Source organism: Periweissella fabaria (genome assembly GCF_918814575.1).
In the GTDB taxonomy this organism is placed as follows: domain Bacteria; phylum Bacillota; class Bacilli; order Lactobacillales; family Lactobacillaceae; genus Periweissella; species Periweissella fabaria.
Map to the genome: position 1 here is coordinate 34,441 of NZ_CAKKNS010000005.1, position 26,311 is coordinate 60,751.

The 26,311-nt window shown below is 38.1% G+C and carries 26 protein-coding genes; 3 read left to right on the top strand and 23 right to left on the bottom strand.

Going from position 1 to position 26,311, the window contains the following annotated elements:
- Positions 1 to 104: 104 nt before the first annotated feature.
- Positions 105 to 374 (bottom strand): 30S ribosomal protein S14, encoded by a 270-nt coding sequence (gene rpsN, locus LQZ75_RS06145; RefSeq protein ID WP_230096958.1) that lies wholly within the window; start codon positions 372 to 374, stop codon positions 105 to 107.
- An 8-nt stretch (positions 375 to 382) separates the two neighbouring features.
- Positions 383 to 532, bottom strand: a complete 150-nt coding sequence (gene rpmG, locus LQZ75_RS06150) for a 50S ribosomal protein L33 (protein WP_230096959.1) — start codon at positions 530 to 532, stop codon at positions 383 to 385.
- A gap of 240 nt (positions 533 to 772) precedes the next feature.
- Between rpmG and LQZ75_RS06155 the strand changes: the two genes are divergently transcribed.
- The 3 genes from LQZ75_RS06155 (at position 773) to LQZ75_RS06165 (ending at position 3,161) form a co-directional block, all read left to right on the top strand.
- A complete protein-coding gene (locus LQZ75_RS06155) occupies positions 773 to 1,399 on the top strand; it encodes a phosphatase PAP2 family protein (protein ID WP_230096960.1) in 627 nt (208 codons plus the stop codon).
- Positions 1,400 to 1,459: 60 nt separating this feature from the next.
- The gene (locus tag LQZ75_RS06160) at positions 1,460 to 2,035 is read left to right on the top strand and encodes a TetR/AcrR family transcriptional regulator (protein WP_230096961.1); all 576 of its coding nucleotides are present in this window, start codon (positions 1,460 to 1,462) and stop codon (positions 2,033 to 2,035) included.
- 91 nt (positions 2,036 to 2,126) lie between these two features.
- Positions 2,127 to 3,161 carry an ABC transporter permease gene (locus tag LQZ75_RS06165; RefSeq protein ID WP_230096962.1) on the top strand — a complete coding sequence of 345 codons (1,035 nt, stop codon included), beginning with the start codon at positions 2,127 to 2,129 and terminating at the stop codon, positions 3,159 to 3,161.
- Between the two features lie 84 nt (positions 3,162 to 3,245).
- Here LQZ75_RS06165 and LQZ75_RS06170 read toward each other — a convergent pair whose 3' ends face one another.
- From LQZ75_RS06170 to LQZ75_RS06270, 21 genes are all read right to left on the bottom strand, one after another.
- Positions 3,246 to 3,737 carry a hypothetical protein gene (locus tag LQZ75_RS06170; protein ID WP_230096963.1) on the bottom strand — a complete coding sequence of 164 codons (492 nt, stop codon included), beginning with the start codon at positions 3,735 to 3,737 and terminating at the stop codon, positions 3,246 to 3,248.
- Positions 3,737 to 4,330 (bottom strand): ATP-binding cassette domain-containing protein, encoded by a 594-nt coding sequence (locus LQZ75_RS06175; protein ID WP_230096964.1) that lies wholly within the window; start codon positions 4,328 to 4,330, stop codon positions 3,737 to 3,739. Before LQZ75_RS06175 ends, LQZ75_RS06170 begins: the two co-directional genes overlap by 1 nt.
- A 16-nt stretch (positions 4,331 to 4,346) precedes the next feature.
- Positions 4,347 to 4,925 (bottom strand): hypothetical protein, encoded by a 579-nt coding sequence (locus LQZ75_RS06180; protein ID WP_230096965.1) that lies wholly within the window; start codon positions 4,923 to 4,925, stop codon positions 4,347 to 4,349.
- Positions 4,926 to 4,931: 6 nt separating this feature from the next.
- Complete coding sequence (locus LQZ75_RS06185; RefSeq protein WP_230096966.1) at positions 4,932 to 5,750, bottom strand: hypothetical protein; 819 nt, start codon at positions 5,748 to 5,750, stop codon at positions 4,932 to 4,934.
- Positions 5,751 to 5,941: 191 nt separating this feature from the next.
- The gene (locus tag LQZ75_RS06190; RefSeq protein ID WP_230096967.1) at positions 5,942 to 7,363 is read right to left on the bottom strand and encodes an anion permease; all 1,422 of its coding nucleotides are present in this window, start codon (positions 7,361 to 7,363) and stop codon (positions 5,942 to 5,944) included.
- A 28-nt stretch (positions 7,364 to 7,391) separates the two neighbouring features.
- Positions 7,392 to 8,786: a flavocytochrome c gene (locus LQZ75_RS06195; RefSeq protein WP_230096968.1), complete on the bottom strand. Its 1,395-nt coding sequence runs from the start codon at positions 8,784 to 8,786 to the stop codon at positions 7,392 to 7,394.
- A gap of 3 nt (positions 8,787 to 8,789) precedes the next feature.
- Positions 8,790 to 10,181, bottom strand: coding sequence for a class II fumarate hydratase (locus tag LQZ75_RS06200; RefSeq protein WP_230096969.1), 1,392 nt, complete (start codon positions 10,179 to 10,181; stop codon positions 8,790 to 8,792).
- A gap of 12 nt (positions 10,182 to 10,193) precedes the next feature.
- Positions 10,194 to 11,087, bottom strand: a complete 894-nt coding sequence (locus LQZ75_RS06205; protein WP_230096970.1) for a LysR family transcriptional regulator — start codon at positions 11,085 to 11,087, stop codon at positions 10,194 to 10,196.
- Positions 11,088 to 11,181: 94 nt separating this feature from the next.
- The gene (locus tag LQZ75_RS06210; RefSeq protein ID WP_230096971.1) at positions 11,182 to 11,652 is read right to left on the bottom strand and encodes a PAS domain-containing protein; all 471 of its coding nucleotides are present in this window, start codon (positions 11,650 to 11,652) and stop codon (positions 11,182 to 11,184) included.
- A 3-nt stretch (positions 11,653 to 11,655) separates the two neighbouring features.
- Positions 11,656 to 12,603, bottom strand: a complete 948-nt coding sequence (locus LQZ75_RS06215; protein ID WP_230096972.1) for an FAD:protein FMN transferase — start codon at positions 12,601 to 12,603, stop codon at positions 11,656 to 11,658.
- Positions 12,600 to 13,445 carry an NADPH-dependent FMN reductase gene (locus LQZ75_RS06220; protein WP_230096973.1) on the bottom strand — a complete coding sequence of 282 codons (846 nt, stop codon included), beginning with the start codon at positions 13,443 to 13,445 and terminating at the stop codon, positions 12,600 to 12,602. The genes LQZ75_RS06215 and LQZ75_RS06220 overlap by 4 nt, the downstream gene beginning before the upstream one ends.
- A gap of 283 nt (positions 13,446 to 13,728) precedes the next feature.
- On the bottom strand, positions 13,729 to 14,787 hold the full coding sequence (locus LQZ75_RS06225) for a DUF6287 domain-containing protein (RefSeq protein ID WP_230096974.1): 1,059 nt from the start codon (positions 14,785 to 14,787) through the stop codon (positions 13,729 to 13,731).
- A gap of 254 nt (positions 14,788 to 15,041) precedes the next feature.
- Entirely contained in the window at positions 15,042 to 15,521 is a 480-nt protein-coding gene (rlmH, locus tag LQZ75_RS06230) for a 23S rRNA (pseudouridine(1915)-N(3))-methyltransferase RlmH (protein WP_230096975.1), read from the bottom strand.
- Between the two features lie 778 nt (positions 15,522 to 16,299).
- Positions 16,300 to 17,703 carry a replicative DNA helicase gene (gene dnaB / locus LQZ75_RS06235; protein WP_230096976.1) on the bottom strand — a complete coding sequence of 468 codons (1,404 nt, stop codon included), beginning with the start codon at positions 17,701 to 17,703 and terminating at the stop codon, positions 16,300 to 16,302.
- Between the two features lie 219 nt (positions 17,704 to 17,922).
- Complete coding sequence (gene rplI / locus LQZ75_RS06240) at positions 17,923 to 18,369, bottom strand: 50S ribosomal protein L9 (RefSeq protein ID WP_230096977.1); 447 nt, start codon at positions 18,367 to 18,369, stop codon at positions 17,923 to 17,925.
- 14 nt (positions 18,370 to 18,383) lie between these two features.
- Entirely contained in the window at positions 18,384 to 20,381 is a 1,998-nt protein-coding gene (locus tag LQZ75_RS06245) for a DHH family phosphoesterase (RefSeq protein ID WP_230096978.1), read from the bottom strand.
- A 148-nt stretch (positions 20,382 to 20,529) separates the two neighbouring features.
- Positions 20,530 to 20,769 (bottom strand): 30S ribosomal protein S18, encoded by a 240-nt coding sequence (gene rpsR / locus LQZ75_RS06250; protein ID WP_168721843.1) that lies wholly within the window; start codon positions 20,767 to 20,769, stop codon positions 20,530 to 20,532.
- 20 nt (positions 20,770 to 20,789) lie between these two features.
- Positions 20,790 to 21,317, bottom strand: a complete 528-nt coding sequence (ssb, locus tag LQZ75_RS06255) for a single-stranded DNA-binding protein (protein WP_230096979.1) — start codon at positions 21,315 to 21,317, stop codon at positions 20,790 to 20,792.
- A 61-nt stretch (positions 21,318 to 21,378) separates the two neighbouring features.
- The gene (rpsF, locus tag LQZ75_RS06260; protein WP_230096980.1) at positions 21,379 to 21,666 is read right to left on the bottom strand and encodes a 30S ribosomal protein S6; all 288 of its coding nucleotides are present in this window, start codon (positions 21,664 to 21,666) and stop codon (positions 21,379 to 21,381) included.
- 189 nt (positions 21,667 to 21,855) lie between these two features.
- The gene (locus LQZ75_RS06265) at positions 21,856 to 25,035 is read right to left on the bottom strand and encodes an AAA family ATPase (RefSeq protein WP_230096981.1); all 3,180 of its coding nucleotides are present in this window, start codon (positions 25,033 to 25,035) and stop codon (positions 21,856 to 21,858) included.
- Entirely contained in the window at positions 25,035 to 26,213 is a 1,179-nt protein-coding gene (locus tag LQZ75_RS06270) for an exonuclease SbcCD subunit D (RefSeq protein ID WP_230096982.1), read from the bottom strand. Before LQZ75_RS06270 ends, LQZ75_RS06265 begins: the two co-directional genes overlap by 1 nt.
- Positions 26,214 to 26,311: the final 98 nt, after the last annotated feature.

Below are 26,311 nucleotides of genomic sequence, written 5' to 3' on the forward strand. Positions count from 1 at the left end.
GATAGCCATCACCATTGATAACTACCGCTTTATTGTAACGTGTTCATTTAAATTTTTATCGTCTAGCAACCGAAAATTAAGCTCTTTCAAAGTAATTTAACTTATTACCAACTCGCCTTTTGCACGCCAGGAATTTGTCCTTTGTGCGCCAATTGACGGAAATTAAGGCGTGACATCCCAAATTTACGCATATAACCATGGGGACGACCATCTAATTGATCATGATTGTGCAATCGGACAGCACTTGAATTACGGGGTAATTTTGATAACCCAATGTAATCCCCCGCCGCTTTTAATTCCGCACGTTTTGCTGCATATTTTGCAACTAATAGTTCTTGTTTCGCTGCTTTAGCGACTTTTGATTTCTTTGCCATAATGCTCCTTATTTTACCTCAATAAATAGTGCTTTACGTTGTAATTTTGGTGAATACTTCAGTAGTGATAACCGATCCGGCGTATTCCGTACATTTTTACTAGTTAAATAAATTCGTTCATTAATTTCTGTATTTTGTAAAATAATATTCTTGCGCATTTACTCACCCTTTTTCTAAATAGTAATTATTACTTTTTATATTATGAGTATTTTAAACTAGCTTGTCAAGTTAGTAAACAGCGCTTCGAAATTTTTGAATCCCCGTTGCGGATACATCTTTACCAAATTCTAGCTAAAATTTTACGTTACTTAAATTTTATTTGCCCATAAAATCTGCTATTGTAGCTTTATGTTACATCATTTATCTTATTACGACCTTATTTTTGACAGGAGATTAACATGTCGACAACTAAAACCAACACATTAGGTGCTATTTTTTTAGGAATTTTTATTTTTTTAGCAATTCTTTTTCTCACCATCCCACAAGCATTAACTAATTTTGATGTAGCCATTATGCATCATGTTCGTGGGGCTTATCCTTTCGGTAAACACTTCTTAAAACACCTTGATAAAATCGGTAACGGCCATCTTTATAAATGGATTGTCTTCGTTGTTGCCATTCTCTTATTAGCTATCAAGCGTTATGCTGAAGCTATTTGGGTATTTGTTAGCTCAATGTTCATGAGTGTCGTAGCCGTTAGTGTCTTGAAGAATTATTTCCAACGGCCACGGCCTAAGATTCATCATAAAGGCTTTAGTTTCCCTAGTGGTCACGCAACGAGTAGTATGATTTTTTATGGAATTTTGGCGATTATTGTTTTTTACGTCATTAAAAATCAAATTGCCCGTTTTACTATCCAAGTCATTCTAATTGCTTTAATTGCCGTGATTGGATTATCACGGATCTACCTCGGATTACACTACCCTAGCGATATTTTAGCTGGTTACTCATTAAGTCTTGCATGGATTTTATTTACCTTCCCACTCTTCAAAAAACTTCAAACCGTCTTTCATGAACCAATCTAATCAAAAGAAGCCGAATTGGCTTCTTTTTTTTCTTAAACATATTCTGCTATACTAATGACCATGAAAAATAAAACGCAAGATTTACGCTATCGTAAAACCGACCAAAAAATTCGCCAAGTATTCGTGACGTTATTACGTTCCGTTGGCTATCCCAAAATCACGGTCAGCTTAATTATTAAGCACGCCGCCATTAATCGCTCAACCTTCTATGATCATTATTTAGACAAAGAAGATTTAATGTCTCAACTTCAATTAACATTCATTGAAAACCTAACCCTTAATCTACCGGAACTCAATGTTGCCGCCGTCAGTAACCAAGAATTAATTAACCACCGTATCGATACTCTTATCGAGCGCCTCTACGCTGAACGTGAAACGATTCGGCTGTATTTAAGTGACCGTTCAGATGGTCGTTTTACAGAACGATTAACTAGCTTTGCGCAACAACTTTTTGTGCAAACCGATATTGTCGGTGAGTTAATAGTTCCTGAAAAATATGCTATTTCAGCAGTCTCTGGTGTCATGTTGAACTTAATTGTAACTTGGATTCAAGCCGATTTTCATGAATCACCAGCTGAATTTTCAAATATTGTTAATACAATTGCCCCCAATTTATTCAAAATCATGCTTAAATAATTTTATCCAACACTTATCGTTTATTGATGGTTTTGCTCCGTTTGCCGGTTTGCTATGCTTTATTTACCAAAACAGCAATGGAGGAAAACAAATGAAATCAACATGGAAATTCATTTTAACTTTGACAGTGGGTTTAACTGTCGTATTAGCAATTATGATGACGGCATTTTCTCTACCCGCGGTTAACTCAGGCATTAATAACGTGCCAATTGGATTATTAACACCAAACCAAGAAAGCTATGCAAAATTAGCCAAACCTTTAAAAGATAAAGGCTTTAAGGTTACTGAATATGCAAATAGTACTAAGATTAAAACGGCGATTAACGAACGTAAAATTTACGGGGCCATTGCAATTGATGCAGCAGGTAATTTAACGGTCTACGAAGCTAGTGCCGCTTCTGCAGCCGTTGCACAAGGCTTAACGCAATTAGGAACAGGGGTTGTCGAACAACAAAAAGCCGTTGGACAAGCTAAAATTAATCAATTAATTAGCCAAACCAATGATCCACGCATGCTCAAAGTCCTTACTACACAATTAGCAGCCATCAATACTAAGAAAGCTAACATTATTGATATTAAGAGCTTCCCAAAAGCTGATCCAAAAGGAACTGGATTAGCCGCTGGTGCCTTACCAATTGCTCTTGGTGGTTGGATTGGTGCAGTTGCCATCGCTAATTTAATTAAAGGTAAAAAGCAAAAATTTGCCGCAATTCTTAGTTTCTCACTGATTGGTGGTCTTGGTCTTGTTGGCGTTATTCAATATGGTATCGGTACTTTTGATGGGAATTACTTCTTAACTTCACTCGGTGCAATGTTAGGAATCGCAGCGACTGGTTTCTTCGTCCTAGGAGTTCTGGAAGTTCTTGGTAATCCTGGTTTAGGAATTGCCGCCATCTTATTAATCCTATTGGGAAATCCCCTTTCAGGCCTTGCTTCGGCGCCTGAAATGTTACCAAACGGTTGGGGCGTCTTAGGTCAACTATTACCACCTGGTGCAACTGGTACCTTGCTTCGTAATATTACTTTCTTTGATGGTAACGCTATTTCACAACCTTTGATTGTTTTATCAACCTATGTAATCATCGGTATGTTATTGTTCAAAATTGGGAATAAATCTGAAATTTAATACCACAAAAAAACAGCTTGGAAAATTTCCAAGCTGTTTTTGGCTATGTTTATGTATCTAACAAGAAGCTTAAACGTGTTAATTTCAGTAAAATACATTGGCCATTAAAATTCTTACAGTTAATAATACTGCTAAAATAACTAACCATATTGTCTGCTTTTGTTCTTTTACGGCACTGTATATTAGTACCAACCAGAGCATACCATATATCCCAATTGTTAAAAATATTTGTGGTGTATCAACAAATTTAAGTATATACAACTTTAGTAACATAAATAAAATAAAATATGGTGCAATATATTTCACGGCTGCTTGTAAAATCCGTGCTCGACTAACTTGCCGAAAATGTATAAATTGATGTAGTACCACTAAATCTAACAATGGTATTAATATGGTCAAATAATCAAAAAGAAATATCAAACTACTCACAAGAGCTAAATAAATGTGGTTATTTTCATAACCAAAAATTAATTCAATAACATCATGTATCGGAGCCACACTTACCAACGGTGGTACAAGCGTGACTAAGACCAAACTTAGTACAAAGTATACACTCATTATGCCTAATCTTTTCATCAACTGAGACATCCATCAACTAGCTGTAATTGTTGATCATACGTAATTGTAGCCACATCGTCATGACTAGCCACAATAATACTTTTACCAGCGGCCTTCAATTCCATAATTAGTGCCGCAAATTGATTAATACTCTCAACATCCAAACCTCGGGTAGGTTCATCTAATAAGATAATATTTTGATTTTCCATGATTGCTTGAATTATCCCTAACTTTTGACGCATTCCAATTGAATATTTAGCAACCGGCTGCTTGTTAGCTGGATCTAATTGAAATTTTTTCATTAATTCGATAATATAAGCTTCATTATAATTATGATTTAAATCGGCTAAGAAACGTAGATTGGTTAGTGCATCTTCAAATTCTAAAAAACCGGGATTTTCAATCAACGCCCCAACAACATCATTATCACCGAGCATGATCGTTCCTGTTGCTGGTTTTAATAATCCAGTAATAATTTTAAATATAGTAGACTTCCCAGACCCGTTAATGCCACGAATATGGACTAATTGGCCAGGTTCTAGATTAAAAGTAACGTCTTTTAAGACATCAACGCCTTTAAATTTCTTGGTGATTTTTTCAACTTTAAGCATAACTTTCTCCTACAATTTAGCGATAAATCTCATGTATAGCTCGATATAGTGGATCAAATACTGGACTATACATAATTAGTAAACTTTGCATTTCGATAATATAGTGATACAACATGGGCAAAATAAGAATACTAAAAATAATGCTAGTCCCATATTTATAATCCAATAACACAATCAATGCCATATTTAAGCCACAAATAACTACCATGTGTAAAAGCATAATTGCTATTCCTAATATTGCGTTACCATCCATAAACCAACGGATACCAGAAAATAAAAACATGCTATAAAAAATAATAAAATAACATAATGATTCGGCTAAAATTAGCCGTAATAACATTATTTGAATTACATTTTTTTGCTTTCTAATTTTAATTAATGGCGTAATTTTTCGATAGCTTGCAACTTGCCATGCAATATATAAGCTCAAAAGTGGTTGGGTAATCAAGGTAGTAAAATGCGATGCAATATCAATACTAATGAAATCTAAATGGCTAGTATTTCCCATCAACGAATTACTGCCGGCTACCAGTCCTAAAATCACTGGAATGATAAAAGCATTAAAAGTAATTGATAAAAATGTTCTTCTTTGCATTATGAATTACCCTAGTTTTTCCTTCCGTTTAATCCATATTTGGGCAAGTAACCATGTAATCGTTAAATATATAACCCCTGTTACCATAAACGCAATATAATCGTTAAACCACGAAAGTTGAAATATCGGCATGTATACTGCTTGATTTGGAGAATATAATCCAAGAGGGGTTAAGATATATGCAATTAATGCAGCTACTGGTCCAGCCCCTAATGGTTTCAAGATTACAATAGGCATGACCGATAAAACTATACTCAAAATCGCACTCAAAGGAATATAGAGAATTGTTTTTTTTATGAATAATCCAATAATAAAAATCAATACAGAATATATACCAAGCCCTATTGCTGACAGAGCACTATAAATAATTACACCTGTTACCGTACCGTTATTAAATGTAGCGAATCTGTTTTGTATTGGCATTGAAGTTGATGTAAACGGATGTACTAATAAAGAAATTACCCCGACTTCATACAAATTTATTAATAAAGATAAGCCAACTGTCACCGCAAAAGTACAAATAATTCCTTGTTTTACAAAATGCCGATAACCTATACGTTGCTGCACCATTATTAAATAATTACTATTTTTAATGTAGATATGCATTAATGATCCACATAATTGAACTATCGTAAATATAAAAAACATACTGGTAACCCCTAAGTCAAAGCCATTAGTTTGTATACCAAAAAAAATATTAAGCGCCAACAACCCATTCTGCAGAGTTCCCTTATTATCCTTAACTGCTGCAAGTATTGCTATCGTTACAACAATAAATAGAATTGCTACTAATATTAGTAAAAAAATATTCCTTCGTTTCCGCATTATAAACCTCCATTATCATTAAAAAAACTTAATTTTAATAATAATATCTTAACATTATTAAAATAAAAAAACAGTTTTTTAAATATTATTTCTATTACACATCCTATTTACAGCAAAAAACGACCACCTCGAAAATCGAGATGGTCGCATACCCATGTATCTAGATTTATTCAATTGTTACTCGTCGTAATTTACCAAAGGCCAATCAATTTCATCCAAAGTGAGCCAATACCGACCCAAATGATAATGTAGAGAATTCCTAAGATAAAGTTCAAGCGCCACCAATCGCCTTGGCTAACATACCCCGAACCAAATAAAATTGGAGCGGGCCCTGATGAGTAGTGGGTCGTTGAAGCCAGTAGGTTACCAAAGAATCCAAGCATTAAAGCCGCTAACATTGCTGGGACATGAGCCGCTAAAGCGACGGCCAAAAAGGCAGCGTACATTGCTGAAATATGAGCTGTTGCTGAAGCAAAGAAGTAGTGGCTGTAGAAGTAGGCAATCACTAAAATAATTAACACCACAAACCAACTTAAGCCATGTAAGCTACTACCAATAATGTGTGATAGCCAAGGAATAAAGCCTAAAACATTGAGTTCACCGGCCATCATAACTAAAACTGAGAACCAGAATAAAGTGTTCCAAGCACCGGTTTCTTTTAAGATATCATTCCATGAAAGCACACCCGCAACTAATAAAAACGCAATAACGATAAACCCAGTTGTGGTGGCATCAATCCCCGTCATTGCCCCCGTAATCCAAAGGACCAATGCAGCAACGAAACCAATAACCATCATTGTTTCGGCTTTAGTAATCTTACCCATTGCCGCTAATTCACTCGTTGCCCAATGTTTGGCATCTGGCGTTTCTTTTTGTTCTGGTGGGTAAAGTTTGTAAATCACAAATGGTATCACAATTAATGAAATAATTCCGGGTACTAACGCCGCTAAGAACCAGTTCATCCAGGTAATATAGACCCCTTGCTTCCCTGCAAAAGCTTGAACAATCGGATTTCCTGCCATGGCGGTCAAGAACATCGCCGCCGTAATCATATTGGCATGAAATTCAGTAAAAATTAAAAATGATCCAATCTTACGTTCAGTCCCATCTGCTGGATCTGATTTAAAAGTTTGTGCTAATGATTTGATGATGGGATACATCACCCCACCAGCACGAGCAGTATTTGAAGGGGTCCCAGGTGCGACAATCAAATCCACCGCTGATAATGCATATGATAAGCCCAATGTTTTCTTCCCAAAGGCCCGTACAAAGATTAAGGCAATCCGACGGCCTAAACCAGTTTTAATAAATCCACGTGAGATAAAAAAGGCCATCACAATCAACCAGATTGAACTATTCCCAAAACCAACAATGGCCTTTTCAACTGGTACCGTGCCAGTTAACACGGTAGCGACAAAACCTAGTAACGCAATCCCACCTAATGGTAAGGGCTTCGTAACCAAACCAATAATAGTAGCGACAAAAATGGCAAACATATGCCATGCCACGATGCTCAATGTATCCGGGCGAAAGGGTGCGGCAAACCAAATAATCAAACCAACAATGACTGGCGCAATAAATTTACGATAGTCAATTTTTTCTAATGAACTCATCCCAATTTTCCTCTAATTAAGTATTTACTTACAAACCTAGAACAAATTTTGCTGCTTGTTTCCCTGCTTGGCGACCAAAGACCACAGTTTCGGCAATTGAATTCCCACCAATCCGGTTGTTACCGTGTAAACCACCGGTTACTTCACCCGCGGCGTACAAACCACTAATGGCCTCCCCAGTTTCTGATAAAACTTCGGTTAACGGATTAATTTTGACGCCACCCATCGTGTAGTGAATGGCTGGTTTAATGTGAATGGCATAGTAAGGGGCCTTTAAAATTCCGCGTTCCATGGCAGTGCTACGGCCAAATTCCGTATCAGCACCGGTAGCTTGGAAAGTATTCCATTGGGCCACGGTTGCTGCCAAATTAACGGCATCTAAATGCGCTTTTTCAGCTAACTCAGCTAAAGTCGCCCCTTCCATTACCAAACCAATTGCATGGTAGAAATCAATTGCTGTAAAAGCTTCCCGAATTCCCTGGTCCAAAATCAAAGTCGCCCCATCTTCATGTAAATCATTGATTGCCGCCGTGGCTTTATCACGGGTCGTCATTTCATTAACAAAGCGTTGACCAGCGCGGTTAACTAAAATCGCGCCTTCACCACGCACCCCTTCACCAATTAAGTAAACGTGATCAGTATCTTGTTGAGCAGTTGGGTGAATTTGAATTTTATTCATATCCACCAATGTACCACCAACCTCCGTTACCAATTTCATTCCATCCCCCGTGGCACCAGGGTGGTTAGTCGTTTTTAAATCAAGTAATTCTGGAGCATATTCGGCTAACATTTCGCGGTTTTGTGCAAACCCACCGGAAGCAATTAACACGGCTTTAGCTTGAATCGTTTTTTCACCAAGTTTAGCGTTTTTAATCGTTAAACCAGTAATTTTATCACCAGATTTTTCTAAGTGTGTCACTTCAGTACCATCAAATAAAGGAATTTTTTTGAAGGCTAATTGCTTTTGCAAACCTTTAACTAAGTACCCACCCACGGCTGATTTATCACCCGGACGGTGAGCTCGTTTTTGGCTCATCCCGCCAGTTGCGGTAATATCAGTGAGATTAATATTGTGGTTATATAACCAATCAATGGCTGATTCAGTATGCGTCACAAAATATTCCAAAAGTTCTTTATCATTAGTACCACCACCACCTTTTAAGGTGTCTTCATAAAATGAAGCTTGCGAATCAACAATTTTATTATTTAATTGGACAAAAGTTTCAACCGCATTCATCCCTGAAGAAGCTCGGTTAGAATTACCACCTAAAACTTCTAACTTCTCAAGAATTGCAACATCCAAACCAAGTTCTTGGGCTTGAATTGCCGCGGTCATCCCCGCCGCCCCAGATCCAATCACTACAAAGTCATAGGCGGCTTTTAAATCAGCGATATCAGTTTTAGGAAAAATAAATTTAGCCATTTTTTACTCCTTGTGTGAACGTTCAAGGTTTGTCATCGCCATGAAGTCCATCCATTCATCATATTGTGCTTCAGTTAAAGCGCCAGATGCTAATGCCGCAACTTTTAAAGTCGTGCCATTCTTATCAGCAGCTTGGGCAATTTCAGCGGCAGCGTGGTAACCAATGTGGGGTGATAATGCTGTCACCGTCATCAATGAATTATCTAGTAATTCATGCATCCGAGTTGGGTTAACTTCAAGCCCGTGAATCATCCGATCAGCAAAACCAGCCATCGTGCCGGCTAATAATTCAGCTGATTCTAAGAACGCATCAATCATCACTGGTTTGAAGACGTTTAATTCAAAGTTACCTTGACTTGAGGCCATCGTTATTGTCGTGTCGTTACCAAAGACACGCACTGCCGCCATTGTTAAGGCTTCAACTTGGGTTGGGTTAACCTTCCCTGGCATGATTGATGAACCTGGTTCATTAGCCGGAATTTTTAATTCACCATATCCACCACGAGGACCAGAAGCTAAGAAGCGAATATCATTCCCAATCTTCATTAAATCAGCAGCTAAGGCTTTAAAGGCACCGTGGACCGTGTTAATGGCAGTATGATTAGCGAGGCCGTAGAATTTGTTACTTTCACCAGTAAATGGGAAGCCATAGACATCAGAAACGGTTGCAGCAATTGCAGCCCCTAGTTCAGTATTGGCATTCAAACCAGTCCCCACGGCGGTTCCACCCATCGCTAATTCGTACAATTGAGGCCGTAAAACTGCCAAGTTAGCTTCGTTGTGCTTTAAAGCCGAAATGTAACCAGATAATTCTTGACCAAATGTTAACGGTGTAGCGTCTTGTAAGTGGGTCCGACCAACTTTAATCACATCCCAGAAAGCGTCTTGTTTAAGGCGTAATTCGGCAATCAAGTGGGCTAAAGCAGCTTCAACATCCGCAACCGCAGCAACCGCTACAATATGCATTGCAGTTGGGAAAATATCATTTGATGATTGTCCCATATTAACGTGGTCATTTGGTAATACTTCAATCCCCGTTTGGCTTGCCAAGTGGGCTACAACTTCATTCGTGTTCATGTTAGTTTGGGTCCCAGAACCCGTTTGGTACACTGACAAGGGAAAGTCCTTACGTAATTCAACATCATCTAATTTAAGTAGAGCTTCAATAGTCGTGATAATCGCATCTGCCCGGTCAGCATCTAATGAACCATTGGCTTTGTTAGCTAAGGCAGCAGCGCGTTTAATATTGAGTAAGGCGCGAATAATTGCTAATGGCATCCGCGCACCCGTTGGAAAATTTTGAAGTGAACGTTGAGTTTGAGCCATCCAAGCGGCTTCAACCGGAACTTTTACTTCACCAATAGCATCTGCTTCAATTCGAAATTCTTGGGTCATAACTTATTCTCCTTATTTATCGTCAAAGTTAATTTCATTAATAACTTCAATCATTTTTTGTTTTAGACAATTTGCAAAAATGGATAACTGGTGATCACGCTTTTGGATTAAATAAATATAGAAATCAAGTGGTTCAGCAAGCGGAATAGTTACTAGATCACTACGCCCCCGGACCGCTAATTCGACCATAATCCCAATACCATTGTTAGCGGCAATTAAGCCTTGTTCAGTCATAATTTCATTAGTAATATATGTGCTACGTAATTCAGCAAGCATATTATGATTAATCAATTGTTCCACCAAAACACGGTGTTGCATAAAACCCTCACCCACTGAGATAAAGCGTTCACCCCGTAAATCGGCAAAAGTTAAACTTGAATGTTGTGCTAATGGGTGCTCAGGTGGTAAGACAACCACATATCGGCTCTTCGTTATATAGTGGCTATCGTAATTTTGATCATGCTCAGGCGTCAAACTACCGACAAATACCATATCAACTTTATCATTATCAAGCAGTTCATACATATTACTTGAACCACTCTCAACCATATGAAAAGCGTCAATTTCTTCGGTATTCAAGCGTCGTATAATTTTAGGAAAGATTGTCGCCCCAATAATTGGTGGTACGCCAATTCCCACTTTATGTTGATTAGTAATATCGCTTTTGATAATCTCGGTTTCGCGTAAAATATTTTTACTATGTTGAAATAATGTTGTGCCCGCCGTTGTTAATTTAATTGACCGCGTGCCGCGTTGACGAATAATTAATTGTTCGCCCAATTCTTTTTCTAACCGTTGTAGCGCATTAGTAATCGAAGGTTGTGATACAAATTTTTTTCGCGATGCTCCGGTAAACGTCCCTTCCTCAGCAAGCGCCACAAAATAATCTAAGTCATTAAGTAACATAAAGCACCACCTCTACTAATTAATTTTTTCACAAAGTATAACATGTTTTAAACCTTGATTATATATTAGCTTATGGAACGTTAATTTTTAATAATTATTTATCAGCTTTACCAGCATTAAAGAACGTTTTAACACCCCGAAAGCCTTGAATCCGGCTAATGTCACCTGTAAAACGTAATGTACCTAAGAACGTACCATCAAGATCACGCACGGCATAAAAATTATTATAGACAGTACGATTATTTTTAGGGAACCATTGTTCAAAATGATTAGCCGCCCCTTGATGTAAATCGGCTAACATCCTACTTACCGCAACTTGATCTGTTTTTGGAAATAAACTGACAAAAGACACTCCTAATTCTGAAGCTGCATAACGTTCGATACGTTGTTCATTATCAGAATAATAAGCCAAGCGGTCATCAGCATCGGCAAACGTAATTTCAAAGGGTAAGCTATTTAAAATTTGGCGTAAAGCGGTTAATGACAAGTGGCCTGTCGGTAAATTAATAATTCCTTGGTTATCAACAAAAGTTTTTTCTTTTTCTAATTCAATTTGATCTACCATAATCTATGCTTCCTTCATATAAAATGTGGGCTGAATGATTTTAAAATCAGCCGGTTTGATGTTCACTAGTTGAATCGATTGGTCACGATAAATAAAGATTGCCCCAAAAGGATAATTATCAGCCTCAATTGGACCATCATTGAAAAATAGCCGGGTCGTTTCAACTTCCCCATCAATTGATTGCGGCGACAAAACGGTCACACTAGCGAGTTCGTTATCATGCGGATAACCTGTTTCGGGATCAATAATGTGGTGATACGTCTGACCATTTGCCACTAGATGGCGTTCAGCGACTCCACTTGTCACAATCGACATCGCGGGGGTGGTCAGTAAAGCAATAGTTGCACCATGCCGAACAAGTGGATTCCGGATACCAATCGTCCAACGACCATCGTCATTGTGGGGGGCTGCGTTTAATAAAACAATATTACCGCCAAAATTAATAATGCCCGCCATTTGACCTTGAGCTTGCCAGTAATCTTTGACGCGATCAGCAATGTAGCCCTTAGCAATAGCACCTAAATCTAAAGCCATCCCCACTTCAGGCAAGTAAACGGTTAGTGCATCGTCGTCTAAAATAATGCCATCACTAACAATTTTTTGCCGGGCTTGTATAATCGCCGCATCATTGGGTACTTGGGCATCAGCAAAGCCAATATGCCATAAATTTACTAACGGTCCAATTGCTGCGTTAAAACCAAAATGTTGCTGACTTTCATAAACTGCCCGCTTAATTAATTGATACACAATTGGTGGAACGGCAACTGGATGATTGCCAGCAGCCTGATTAACTGCCATGACAGCTGATTGAGCCCGATTAACCGTCAATAAATCTTCATAATGATTAACAAGGGCAATTGTGGCATTAAGTTCATTAACTTGATGCGTCCCAAACAAAGTCAACTGATTAGTAGTGCCCATTGCGTGCCAGGTTTTTTCAATTTTAATCAAAACATTGATGCACCCGTTGTGGCATCCGCTTCAACCGAAGCCGCCGTAGCGGGGGTGATCGTCCCCACAACCGGCGCCACTATTTTATCCGTCAACAGCGTTTTTTCAATCCACCAACCATCGCCTTTTTCAATAATTTCAGCACTAGCTTGTGGTTGAATAATCGTAGGAATGATATCTTCATCGAGTGGTGAACCTGGCATTACACTATCTAATGAACCATATCCTAAGTTAACAGTAACTACATTGACATCACTGGTTGGTGCCGGCTTCGTTCGATCAACCCCTTCCCCACACATTGGTTGTAATAAACTGGCAAATCGAATGAAGTGTTGCATGATTGTTTCCAAAAAACCAATCGTGTTGACATCTGTTAATTCTTCCGTTGTCATATCAATAATTTGCGCAGCAGGACCAACTAAAAATTGGTTACCTGGTAATACTAATGCATCTAATCCCGGTGCATCCATAATTTGCCGTAAATGTTCTTGGGCGTTGTTTGTTCCCTGACGCCCTAATGATGCGCCTACTAACATTACGGGTTTATTCGTAAAGGGATGCAATGTACCGTAACTCATCCATTCAATAAATGACTTTAAAGCTGCGGTAATTGAATGATCATATTCGGGAGTTGACATAATAACCCCATCTGATGCTTGAATTGTCCGCGCAATCTCACCGATACGCAGTGGCGCTTCATCATCTTCGTTAAATAATGGTAAATCGGCGATTTCAATAATCTCGATATTAACCTGGTCCTTAAAATGTTTTTTCATGAACCAAAGTAACTTACGGTTGTAAGATTTACGCGCATTGGTTCCGACAATCGCGACAAAATTCATTCACTTATCCTCAAAATCTTAATTCGTTTGTTTTTTCACATACTTAAGCTATGCCTTTATTAAACCTTATCCCACTTTCAGTGTCAAAGTTTGTAAAATGATTCACAAGTTAAAAATGTTGATATATAGGCATCTAATCACACTATATATCTTGTATCAATTAAAGTATAAGCCAAACTAATAATTTAATTTCATGACTAAAAAAATTTTTTAAGGATATTTAGTGAATAAAGACACAAAAAATAGCCAGAAAAATAAATTTTTCTGACTATTTTAAATATTTTTATTTAACGCGGTAATATGCGGCTTTGGCATAACCATCTTGACCAGCGTTCACAATTAAGCGATCTTTAGTGCTATCTGAATTGTCATCTGCTGCCATTTTAACGCCAGCAGGTACGATTGCAATCGGATCAAATGCACCTGGTAAGTTCGCAAAATTACCAATTGCTGCAACCATCCAGCCATCTTGGATATTTCCACCCCGTATGATTTCTGGATCGCCATCTGAATCTTTTGGACCATCCGTAATTGCCCCCATTAATCCATCATAATGTGAATTTGCTGGTTTAACTTGAATTTGATTAGTCACCGTAATTGCTTTACCATTAGTCGAGTTTTTCCAGGTCCCGACTAAACTACTGAAATTATTCATCTTGATATCACGCACATTGAGCTTCGTAGGAACGGCGGCTTGCGAATCCGTTGATGTTTGCGCATAAACACTATAATGACTAGGACCACTTTGCCATATTTGAATTAAATTTTGCTTAGTGCCAATCGATTTACCATCAATTTTCACACCACTATCGACACCACGGGGAATAAAAATAATATTATGATTGATTGCGACTGCATCTTGGTTTGAAAATGATACATTTAAAGTTTTACCATCATCTTTGTAAGCTGCCGGTTGATTAGCCGTATCAGATGCAATTGTTTTACCTTGTAAAACAACGCTTCCATCGGAAATAGTGTTTTGGTTAACGTAAAGTTTCATGCTACTATCTCCACGTTCATAAGCTTGTTGGCCATTGCCATCTTCATGATTAACAGAACTAGCAACTAACTGCCATTGACCTTGCAAACTACTAAAATTACCTTGTTTAATCTGATCCAGATTAGCTACCGGACTGGCAGTCACCTTTTTTTGTTCAGACTGCTTTTGACTACTTACTTCGTGGCTTGCACTTCCTTTGGCACTTGATGAACTACTTTGACTTGAACTACTTTGCTTTGAGCTACTTGTTGCCTGTTGGTTTTGTGCCCCACATGCACTTAGACTCATTACTGCAACTGTTGCTACTATCATTCCGAGCATTTTTTGTGTCTTGTGTTTCATCTTCCGTCCCCTATTTTTATGATTGATTTCCCTCATTCTAGCACTTTACTTATCAAAATCAATTAATCTGCTTAATTGATTTTTAATAATATTAAGTATTAAATTAATTTTACTTACATAAAGTATACTGATTACTCAAACTGGATCTTAATCATGGAATTTAAAACTGCTAATTTAACCCTTAATTACGACCATTGCAAAAACGCCTTGAGAAGGTTAAACGATCTCAAGGCGTTGCTTTTAATTTAAATTTTTTACTTATGGTATGGGCTACCAGCATTAATCATATAAGCTCGGTAAACTTGTTCGGTTAATACTAAGCGCATCAATTGGTGTGGTAATGTGAAGCGGCCAAAACTAATTTGTGTGTCGGCACGTTTTAAAACAGCTTCAGATAACCCCAATGAACCACCAATAACAAAAGTAATATCAGAATTACCATACGTTGCTAGTTTATCAATTTCCGCAGCCAGTTCTTCACTTGAACGTTCTTTACCTAAAATTGCTAAAGCAAAAACATATTCACGATCTTTAATTTTATCTAGAATCCGTTCTCCTTCACGTTCCTTAACTTGTAACATTTCTGCTTCTGATAATTGTTCAGGTGCTTTTTCATCTGGAACTTCCACGACTTCAAATTTTGCAAATTTACTTAATCGTTTAGCATATTCTTCAATTCCTTGCTTTAAATACTTTTCTTTCAAGCGCCCAACACCAATAATTTTAATATTCATTTTATGCCTCCATGCATTTCATTTTTCTATTTTTATCCACACGAACAACTAACTTATCAACATGGGGATAAAGCCTACGGTCATCATATTTCTAATACGAACAAGCTAAAATTATCCACAGATTTGCAAAGTTATCCACAAATTTCAATAAACTTAAAAACGCTTAGTTTATAAGGTTTTTATCTTGCTTATATTTAAAAACACATTTTTTACACAAATTTATTTCCGGTTATCCACATTTACCTAATGTTTACACAAATTTACATGGTCAATTTTATAGTCACAATATTGCATAAATCATTTTAGTTCGCTTTTAGCGTAAAACAACTAGATAATACCTAAAAATAAAATAAATAGTTCGATTTTTAAGGGTTTTATTCTCAAAATAATCCGTCTTAGTTCCGATTTATTAATTAAATATCATCTTTTTTATTCACAAGCTAGCTATCGTAATATTTACAAACTAAAAGCGACTACACTCTAAGTTATTGCATATGCCAATTAATTTTTTTATGGTTATCCACACGAGACTTAAACACCGAATTTCCCCACGCCAGCAAGGCTTCTGTGCATTTATTAATAAGTTGTTCACAACTTATCCACAGGTGTGGATAAGTTAAGCCGCTTACATTTATTAATTTTGCAAATTTTAATATTTTTTGATTATTCGCTTTTTAATTTTACACCAAATTTTAATGTCTAAACCACTACTTATCCGTCCATTATTTCTAATTTAAAACGTAAAAAATCGACTCCGAGGAATCGATTTTACCTAAGTTTACCGATACTGATTTTCATCAACATAACTCAGTGAACTAAACTTATTATAGGACTTAATAAACAATAATTTCGCCGTCCCACGAGCTCCAGAACGGTTCTTTTCGATAATAACTTCAACTGGACCAGCATCATTTTCACCTTCATCACGTGGATCAATTGGTGAATCGTCATCGTCATTACTACCTTCACGTTCATAATAATCATCCCGATATAGAAAAGCGACGATATCTGCATCTTGTTCAATTGATCCGGATTCACGAATATCCGATAACATTGGCCGTTTATCTTGCCGTTGTTCCACTCCCCGTGAGAGTTGTGATAAGGCAATTACTGGTGCGTCCAATTCTTTTGCCAATTTCTTCAATGACCGTGAAATATCAGACACTTCTTGTTGCCGGTTTTCGTGATTATTTGATTCAATCAATTGCAAATAATCAATAATCACTAGGCCAACTTTACCTTGTTCTTTTTCAAGTCGCCGTAATTTGGCCCGAATTTCTGAAATTTTAATCCCTGGTGTGTCATCAATAAAGAGCTTCGTGTGTGATAAGCTCTCCATTGCCATCATCAAACTTTGCCACTCTTGCTTATCCATGTTACCAGTTCGCATATGATTAGAATTAACACTACCTTCTGCGGCTAATAACCGTTGTACTAGCCCATTGGCACTCATTTCAAGTTCAAACATCGCTACTACTTCGTCACTATGCACGGCTACGTGTTGTGCGATATTTAGCACAAAAGCTGTTTTCCCAACGGCAGGTCGGGCGGCGATAATAATTAATTCACCACCATGAAACCCTGTGGTTAATGCATCTAATTCGTGAAAACCTGATGATAATCCAGTTACGATATCTTGATTTTGTGAATTACGCTCAATTTCTTTTAACGCATCGTTTAAGACATCTTGAATATTTAAGAAATCGGCATTAACTTGGTTTTCGGCGACTGCTTCAAGACTACTTTCTAAATTAGCCAGTAAATCTTCGGAGGCTTCCTCTTCCGAGAATGCTTTAGCAATCCCATCCGTCATAATATTAATTGTTCGCCGCAATGCTGCTTTTTCTTTAACAATCTGAGCATAGTAACTAATATTGGCTGCTGTTGGTACAGAACCAGCTAATTCAGCCAAATAAGCCACACCTCCAACGTTTTCTAACGTTCCCTCACTATTGAGCTTATTTTGTAAAGTAATGATGTCAATCGGCAAATCAGCCTCATCTAGCTCTTTCATTGCTTTATAAATAATACTGTGTGCTTGGCGATAAAAATCTTGCGGCATCAAATATTGATCCGCCTCCGCTAACGCATCTTTTTGGGTAGCGTTTAGAAAAATCGCCCCTAAAACCGACTGTTCGGCCTCAACGCTTTGTGGTGGCATTCGCATTTCATCATTATTCATGCTACCCTCTCCTTTTTAAATTAGTCCCATATATTATATAACATCTGTGGTTAAAAAAACAAAACAACCCCTAGTTGCTTTTAACAATCATCAAACACTAATAAGAAAACAGCTTGGAAAGAATTTTCCAAGCTGTTTTCTTATCTTTTTTACAACATCAGTCTCCTAAACACATATCATCCCTAGTAACTTTAATGCTGTTGTATTTTAAAATATTTTTTATTCAACCACGTGCACACGTACATTGGCATCAACTTCGTGGTGTAATTTCAATGAGACATTCGTGTAGCCCATTGAACGAATTGGTTGCTTCATATCAAGCTTACGTTTATCAATTTTCAAACCAAATTGGGCTTGCATTGCTTCAACAACTTGCTTAGAAGATACGGCCCCAAATAACCGACCATCGGCACCAGCTTTAGCATGAATTTCAACAACTGTCTTATCATCTTCAAGTTTAGTCTTCAATTGTTGGGCCGCTGCTAGTTCTTCAGCTGCTTCACGGTCTTGGGCTTTCTTTTGACCTTTAACGGCACTCATTGCTGAGTTACTAGCTAAAGATGCTTTTTTACTCTTAATTAAGAAGTTTGCATATCCATCTGGAATTTCCTTAATTTCACCTTTTTTACCACGACCTTTAACGTCTTCTAAAAAAATAACTTTCATCTTGTTTTACCCCTTTAACTTTCTTGTGCCGCTAATAATTCTAATAATTGAGCACCAACTTGCCCAACTGAACTATCTGCAACTTGTGTGGCTGCATTCGATAGGTGACCACCGCCACCCATTTGTTCCATAATCATTTGGACACTAATTTGGCCAGTTGACCGTGCTGAGACACCGACTTTATCATCATTTCGTAGTGTAATTACATATGACTGTTCAATGCCTAGAACTTGTAATAATGAATCTGCCGCTTGGGCAGCAACAACATTATCATAGACAACATCATTTTCACCCATCGCAATTGCAGCATTACCAACAATTTTAACAGATTCCAATAAATGATTCCGAGCCATGTAGCTATCAACATTTTCTTTCATAAATTGTTGAATCAAGCCGGCATCAGCCCCAGCAGAACGTAAATAACTCGCCGCATCAAAAGTCCGTGTTCCGGCCCGTAACGTAAATGATTTCGTGTCAATTTGAATTCCGGCCAATAGTGCTGTTGCCTCAATCCGATTGATTGGGTCTTGTTCATGATCTTGATATTCAAACAATTCCGTAATTAATTCAGCGGTTGATGAAGCATATGGTTCAATATAGACTAACATCGGATTAGCGGGAAATTCCTCACTTCGGCGGTGGTGATCAATAATTACAACCCGTGATTGAAGCTTATTGTATAATTGTGGTTCCATCGAGATAGATGGTTTTGAGTGATCAACCATAATCAACAAACTGTCATCAGTTGAATTAATCAAGGCATCTTCGTAAGTTACAAAAGCATTTTTATCAACTTCAACTTTGTTAACTTCCGCCAATAACATCTGAATATCACTGTGTACATTATTACTGTCAACAACGATTGATGCTGGCTTATCATTCATTTGAGCAATTCGCCGTAATCCCAGGGCGGAACCAATTGCATCCATATCTGGATTATTATGCCCCATGATATAAATATGATCGGCTTGGCTAATTAAATCAGTTAATGCTTGTGAAATCATCCGCGCCCGTACCCGGGTCCGCTTCTCCATAGGATTAGTTTTACCACCGTAGAAACGCGCTTCTTCATCCGTGGCCTTTACCACAACTTGGTCTCCACCACGGCCTAATGCTAAATCAAGATTAGCTTGAGCTTGTTGAGCTAATTTTGCTAAATCTTTTTCTGCATAGGCAAATCCCATACTCAAAGTAACCGGCAGATTTTGCTTGGATGTCGTTTCTCGGACGGTATCTAAAACAGAAAACTTATCATTTTCAGAACTTAGTAATCCGGCTGCATGGCCTAATACAAAAAAGTGCGTTGCATTAAGCCGGCGCATATACATGCGGTGATGTTCGGTCCACTGTGTTAATTCCCGCGTTACATACGAGCGTAAAGCTGATGCTTCAGAATCATTTAACCGCTCGGCGATTTCTTCATAGTTATCTAAAGATACCATTCCGACAACTAATTGTTCGTCCAAATAACGCTGTTCAATCTTTACATAATCGGTAATATCCATTAAATAGATGACGCGTAAATTAGCTTGAATTGATACAGAAAAATTATGGTCTTTCCAAAAAATCTTAGCTGATTTATTTTCATCAATATGTTCATTTAATAATTCTGTTAATTCAGGACTAGCATCTTCTAACTTAGCCCCAATAACACTTTCGTCACCAAAGTACTGTTGCAAATATGGGTTAATCCAACTAATTTCACGTTTAGCATTAAAAAGTAAAATACCTAGTGGCATCGCAATCAATGCCTCTTGTTCACCCCGTTCAATTCGGAATGATAAATCAGAAATATATTGGGTTGAATCTGCTCCAATGCGCTTCAAAATCTCAATTACATAAATTAAGACTCCAATTTCCAAAAAGAAGAAGATAAACCCAAAGATAATATTAGCCAAAAAGGACGCAATCAGACCAATAATGGCTAATCCTGAAACAATTATGAATAGAATTCGAATTCGGCCATTTTGTAAAAACTCTGGTAATTTATTTACATTAAAGAATCGGTTCACGATTCATTACCTCGTAATCTTAATTTGTTAACGTTCATTTTACCATATTTTTAATATTCGCGCTTACTGTCCCTAAGATTACCAAAATCAACCACAAAAAAACGCGCTCGCATAAATGCGGGCACGTTTTTAAAAGACGTAATTGATATTAGTCTTCGGCAACGAATGGAAGTAAGCCCATGATACGAGCGCGCTTAATAGCGGTTGTAAGCTTACGTTGGTTCTTTGCTGAAGTACCAGTAACACGACGTGGCAAGATCTTACCTCGTTCTGAGATAAAACGTTCCAACAATTCAGTGTCCTTGTAATCAACGTATTCAATGTGGTTTGCGGCGATGAAGTCTACCTTACGGCGACGACGGTTACCGCCACGACGTTGTTGAGCCATGACTGAGTTCCTCCTGTATTTTAGAATGGTAAATCATCATCTGAGATATCAATATCTTGACCATTTGAAGCAAATGGATCATTTACTGATGATTGTTTTGATTGGCTATTGCCAGCAAGACTGTTCCCGTAAGGGTTCTCATTTGATGAAGCTGAATTTGGAGCACTATTGAAATTATTGCCACCAAAGTTATTGTTGTTGCTACTTGCTGCATGTCGTTCTGAATCAGAGCGTGATTCTAACAATGAGAAGTTATCAACTACTACTTCAGTAACATAAACGCGGGTACCTTGTTGATTTTCGTAATTGCGGGTTTGCAAACGACCTTCAATACCAATCAATGAACCCTTATGGGTAAAGTTGGCAAGATTTTCCGCTGATTTCCGCCAGATTACGGCGTTAATAAAATCAGCTTCACGCTCACCTTGTTGATTAGTAAATTGGCGATTAACTGCGATCGTAAATGAACCAACAGCTGCACCACCTTGGGTGTAACGAAGTTCAACATCACGAGTTAAACGACCAACTAAGACAACTCGATTAATCATAACTAATAATGCTCCTTTCATGCTTGCAAATTAATGCAATGATAATTAACGCAAATGAAAATTAAGCTTCACGCTTAACGATCATGTGACGTAAGATGTCTTTGCTGATCTTAGCAAGACGGTCAAATTCGTTGATAGCCGCGTCATCGTTAGTATCAAAATTCACAATGTGGTAAGTTCCTTCACGGAAACGTGAGATTTCGTATGCAAAACGACGAGTTGACCAGTCCTTTGAATCAGCAATAGCTGCACCGTTGTCTGTCAAGATCTTGTCAAAGCGTTCTACCAAAGCAGTTTTTGCTTCACTATCCAAGTCAGGACGAATGATGTAAGTTAATTCGTAAGTCATTTGAACTGTTCTCCTCCTTATGGTCTATGACTACTCTTCAAAGAGTAGTAAGGAAAGTGCTTTTATTTATGCACTAACAATTTAGTATGATAGCACTTTTTACCAAATCATACAACCTAAAAGATTTAAAAAGCTTAAATGTCTTGCGATGAAAATAAGATACGTCGAAAAAAATTTTTTGACCACTTTTTAAACTAATTGGTATTTAAGCTCACTTTGCCCATCCCCACGTTTAATAACTTTTAATTGCTGTTGAATTTCTTGTTTCATTGATTCAACGTGTGAAATAATCCCGATAATTCGGCCACTGCGTTCTAACTTATTGAGTGCGGCCATTGCTTTTTCTAAGGTTTCTTCATCCAACGAACCAAATCCTTCATCAATAAAGAGGGCATCAATACGAATACCACCGGCTTTATTTTGAATGACTTCAGCTAATGACAAGGCAATGGCTAATGAGGCCAAGAAAGTTTCGCCACCTGATAAAGTATCAACTGAACGATATTCAGCAGCATCATTATCATAAATGTTAATTTCAAGTCCGGTCTTTGTTGCGTAACTCCCAGTCGCTTGATTAATATCAAATTGGTAACGCCCATCTGTTAAATCAGCAAAATAATATTCATTGGCATAGTCTAAGACTTCAATTAAATAACTTTGCAAGACATAACGTTCCAACGTCAAGCGATGTTCATTTTTCCCGTTAACAGCAGCCGCCAATTGACTTAATTGATTTAGTAACTCGGCTTGACTACCCATTTTTACAAGCACGTTATTGATTTCGGTTTGGATGTTTTCAACTTGCATTAACTGCGCATATGCTTGTGTCTGAGCGGCTTGCGTTGTGTGTTGAGTCGCTTTAATAGTTGTAATTGCCGCTTCAATCAGCTCTAAATCTGGATGCTTTTTATCTTTAAGTATAGCCGCTAATTCATTAATTTCAGCTGTAACCCGTTGTTGCTTAGTTTCATATGCCGTTAACACTTTACTTAAGCTTGCTTGGCGGTTTTCGCTTTGTTCTGTACTCATTAATGCTTGCAACTCGGCAATTGATGTCACGGCGGTTTGACTTGCAATTACCGTGTTTAATGTTGCTGTCAAAGTCGTCAAATCCGCTGCTACAGTTGTGTGCTGTTCAACTAAGCCATCATGTTTTGTCACCGCATTAGCTAGTGCTAGTTGTTGTTGTTGGTATTGAGCTTGTAATTGTGCGTCCTTAGTTTGATAGGTATCAATAGTTGCCGTCAGTTCACTCAACTGGGCTTGATAAGCTGCAATTGGTGCTAAATCACGCACTTCTGTACTAATATCAGCTAGTTCGGCTGCATTCGTTTTGCGGATTCCAATATATTGGGCTTCTTTTACTTTTAATTCCGCTAATTGCTGCGTTTGCTTTTGAATTTGTTTACGTAAATCTTCACCCGTAACTTGTAAACTTTGCTGCGTTGCTTGTTTAGTGGCCAACATCGTTTGAATCTGTTCAATGAGACCTTGCCAAGCAGCTTGGTCGAATTCAAGTGGTCCCACAAGCGCAAAAACCGTTTGCACCGTCTGTTGTAGAACTTGATTTAAATTAGCTAAAGTCGTGGCTGTTGTTGCAATTTGATCATTGGTGGTCCTGACCATCTCGCTAACTTCGGTTAATTTAACCAGTAACGTTTGTTTTTGGGCATTATTTTGCGCAAGCTCTTTTTGTTGAACTTCGAGTTGTTCAATAGCCGTTTTAATTTCAGTATCAGTTACTGTTTGATGATTAATATCATTAATTGCTGGGTGCTCTAATGCCCCACAAACAATACATGCTTGCCCATCTGTAAGTTCATTTTGTAATTGCGCAATCATGAGTGCTTGCCGGCGCTCGCGTTGTTGCTTGACTGCGGTAGTAGCCGCAGCAATGTCACTCGTCAATTGTTTAATTTGGTCATTAATCGTCTTAATTTGGGCCGCTTCTTGACTTGCTTGGTGTTCCAATTGGGTTAATTGTTCAGCAACCTTAGAAGCTTGTTTAATATCGGCAATCACATTCACACTTGCTGTCTGAAGTTTTGGCAAATCCGCCAATTGGGTTAATTGTTCATCATTAGCTAACAATTGTGCTTCAATTGTTCGTAATACCGCATTTTGTGTTCCAATTTGTCCTTGAATATTGTGGGCATTTATATCGGCTGCATCCATGTTAGCAGTCAAGCGCATTTTACGTTGAGCCAAAGGAATTAACTGGTTCGTAATTTTACTTTGCTTAGTAATTGCTTCTTCGATGGCTGGTTTTTGGCTGGCCAGTTGTGCTACGGCGGTCGTTAATTCTTCATTTTGCGTTTGTAACGTTGCTACCGTTGCAGCAGCAGTTGTTACTTGCTCAGCTAACGTCGGTAATGTTTGTTGCGCTTGTTGATAGCGGGCGATTAAGCTTGTTTGTTGACTCACCCATTGTAATTTAGCTAGTTGTTCGGTATTGGCGGCCATCTCAGCTTGTTGCTCAGTTAACCCCGCCTGTTCCACTTGTAATGTCGCCAAACGGGCAAAGTCCTTTTCCAAGACCTTCCCAGCAGTTAAAGCTTGATTTTGAGTCGTTAACTGTTCATCTAAACGGGCTAATTCAGCTTGAATTTTGGCATGTTCAGCTTGTTGGGCTGTGACCCGATTGGCTAAAAGAACTTGTTTTTCAGCTACCGTCCGTGTTGCTACCATTGCATTGGTTTCCGTTACTGACCAATCTACTTGGGCAAATAAATTATCAATTTGGCTATTTTGGGCAGCTTGTTTTTTGCCAAGTTCACTTGCTTGAATTTTGAGCCGTTCACTAAACTCTAAAAATATTTTCGTCCCAAATAAATCACGTAACACTTTTTCTTTGTCACTACTATCGGCCGTTAGAAATTTTTGAAATTGGGCTTGGGGTAGTAAAATAATTTGCCGAAATTGCTCGGCCGTTAATGATAATAATTCTTCGATGAATTCATCGACATCTTTTTTCTTAGTATAGCTTGTACCTTGCTCTTGTGCTGTAGCGATATCATATTCAGATACCGCACACCGGGCACTAGCCATCGTGGTCCCACCACCCCGCTTAGCTGCGCGTTCTTGGGTTGGCGTCCGTGTTACTAAATACGTTGTTCCTTGATGTTCAAACCAAAAGCGGACACTAGTCGTATCATTTAACGTTGCAAAATCTGAGCGCATTGCTTCAGGTTTACGATTTCCACTACCTTCACCAAATAACGCATATGTCATCGCATCAAAAATCGTAGTTTTACCCGCCCCTGTTTGGCCACTAATTAAAAATAATGGACTAGCCGTGAACTGATCAAAATCTACTACTCCATGCGCATAGGGGCCAAAATAATTCATTTCAATTTTAACTGGTCGCATTATTGTTGGTCCTCACTTTCACTACGTAGGGTTGTTAATGTCTCATCAATCAATGTTGCTTGCGCTGAACTCAATTCGTTTGGTGCCATCACCGCTGCATAGAATTGTCGAATAATTTCGCTATCGGATACTTGCGCACGCGCTTGGACTTGTTGGTGACTTGGCATCGCTAAAGTCGTGGTAACGTGATATTGAATTTCGACAACATCCCCATAAATATCTTCCAATTGTTGGCGGATATTTTTTTCTTGTGGCCGATCTAGTAATTGGATACTAAAAAAAGCCGCTCCTTTGGCTGGGTATTGTTCATAAGTGCTTGCCGCTGTTAATTCTGCAAATGTTCCACGTAAAACATATAAGTCTTTGTTTGGTTTAATCGGTTTAAACGTATATGTAACGGGGCCGTTGGTTGGAATATCGACAATATAAACACCTTTTTCATTCTGGGCTTCCTTCGTATTGAATTTAACTGGCGAACCACTATATCGAATATGTTTGCTTGGCGAAGCTTGCCATAAGTGTAAGTGTCCCAAAGCGACATAGTCAAAATCAGCAAACAAACTAGCGGCAACCGTATTCAACCCACCAACCGTTGAAGTTGTTTCAGAGGTTAGTTCATAGTCTTCATTATCGGTTCCTTGGACATTAAAATGGGTTACTAAAATATGCCGTTTTTGTGGGTCAAATTGGGCCACAATATCGCTAATTACCCGTGTCATTGCTTGTTGAATTGTCCGTAATTCATTACTCTCAACCGACACGTTATAAAAAATACGAGCATCTTGTGGATCAAAATATGGTAACAAAAAGATCTGGGCCGTCGGTGTTTCAACCGGTATAAGTGCTTCCTTAATTTTTGTATTTAAATATAATTTCTGAGCCCCAAACCAGTCACGCGCAAAGTTCAAACGATTCGCCCCATCATGGTTACCAGAAATTGCGTAAATGGGTAAATTTTGCTCTAAGTTTAAGTGTTTCAACATCGCATCAAAGTTTTTAACTGCGTCTACACTCGGAATTGCCCGATCGTATAAATCACCAGCAATGATAATGCCATCAACAGCCTCAGCATGGGCAATCTCACTTATTTGTTGAAAAGCATCTTTTTGCACATCCATTAAATTAAATTGATTTAGTTGTTTACCGATATGCCAATCGGCGGTATGTAACAGTTTCATCTCTAATCCCTCCAAGCTAATAGCATACGTTGTTATTTTCCAGTATACCGTTTTAAATTCTATTGATTAAGTCTAAAATTTCGGATATTCCCGAATCT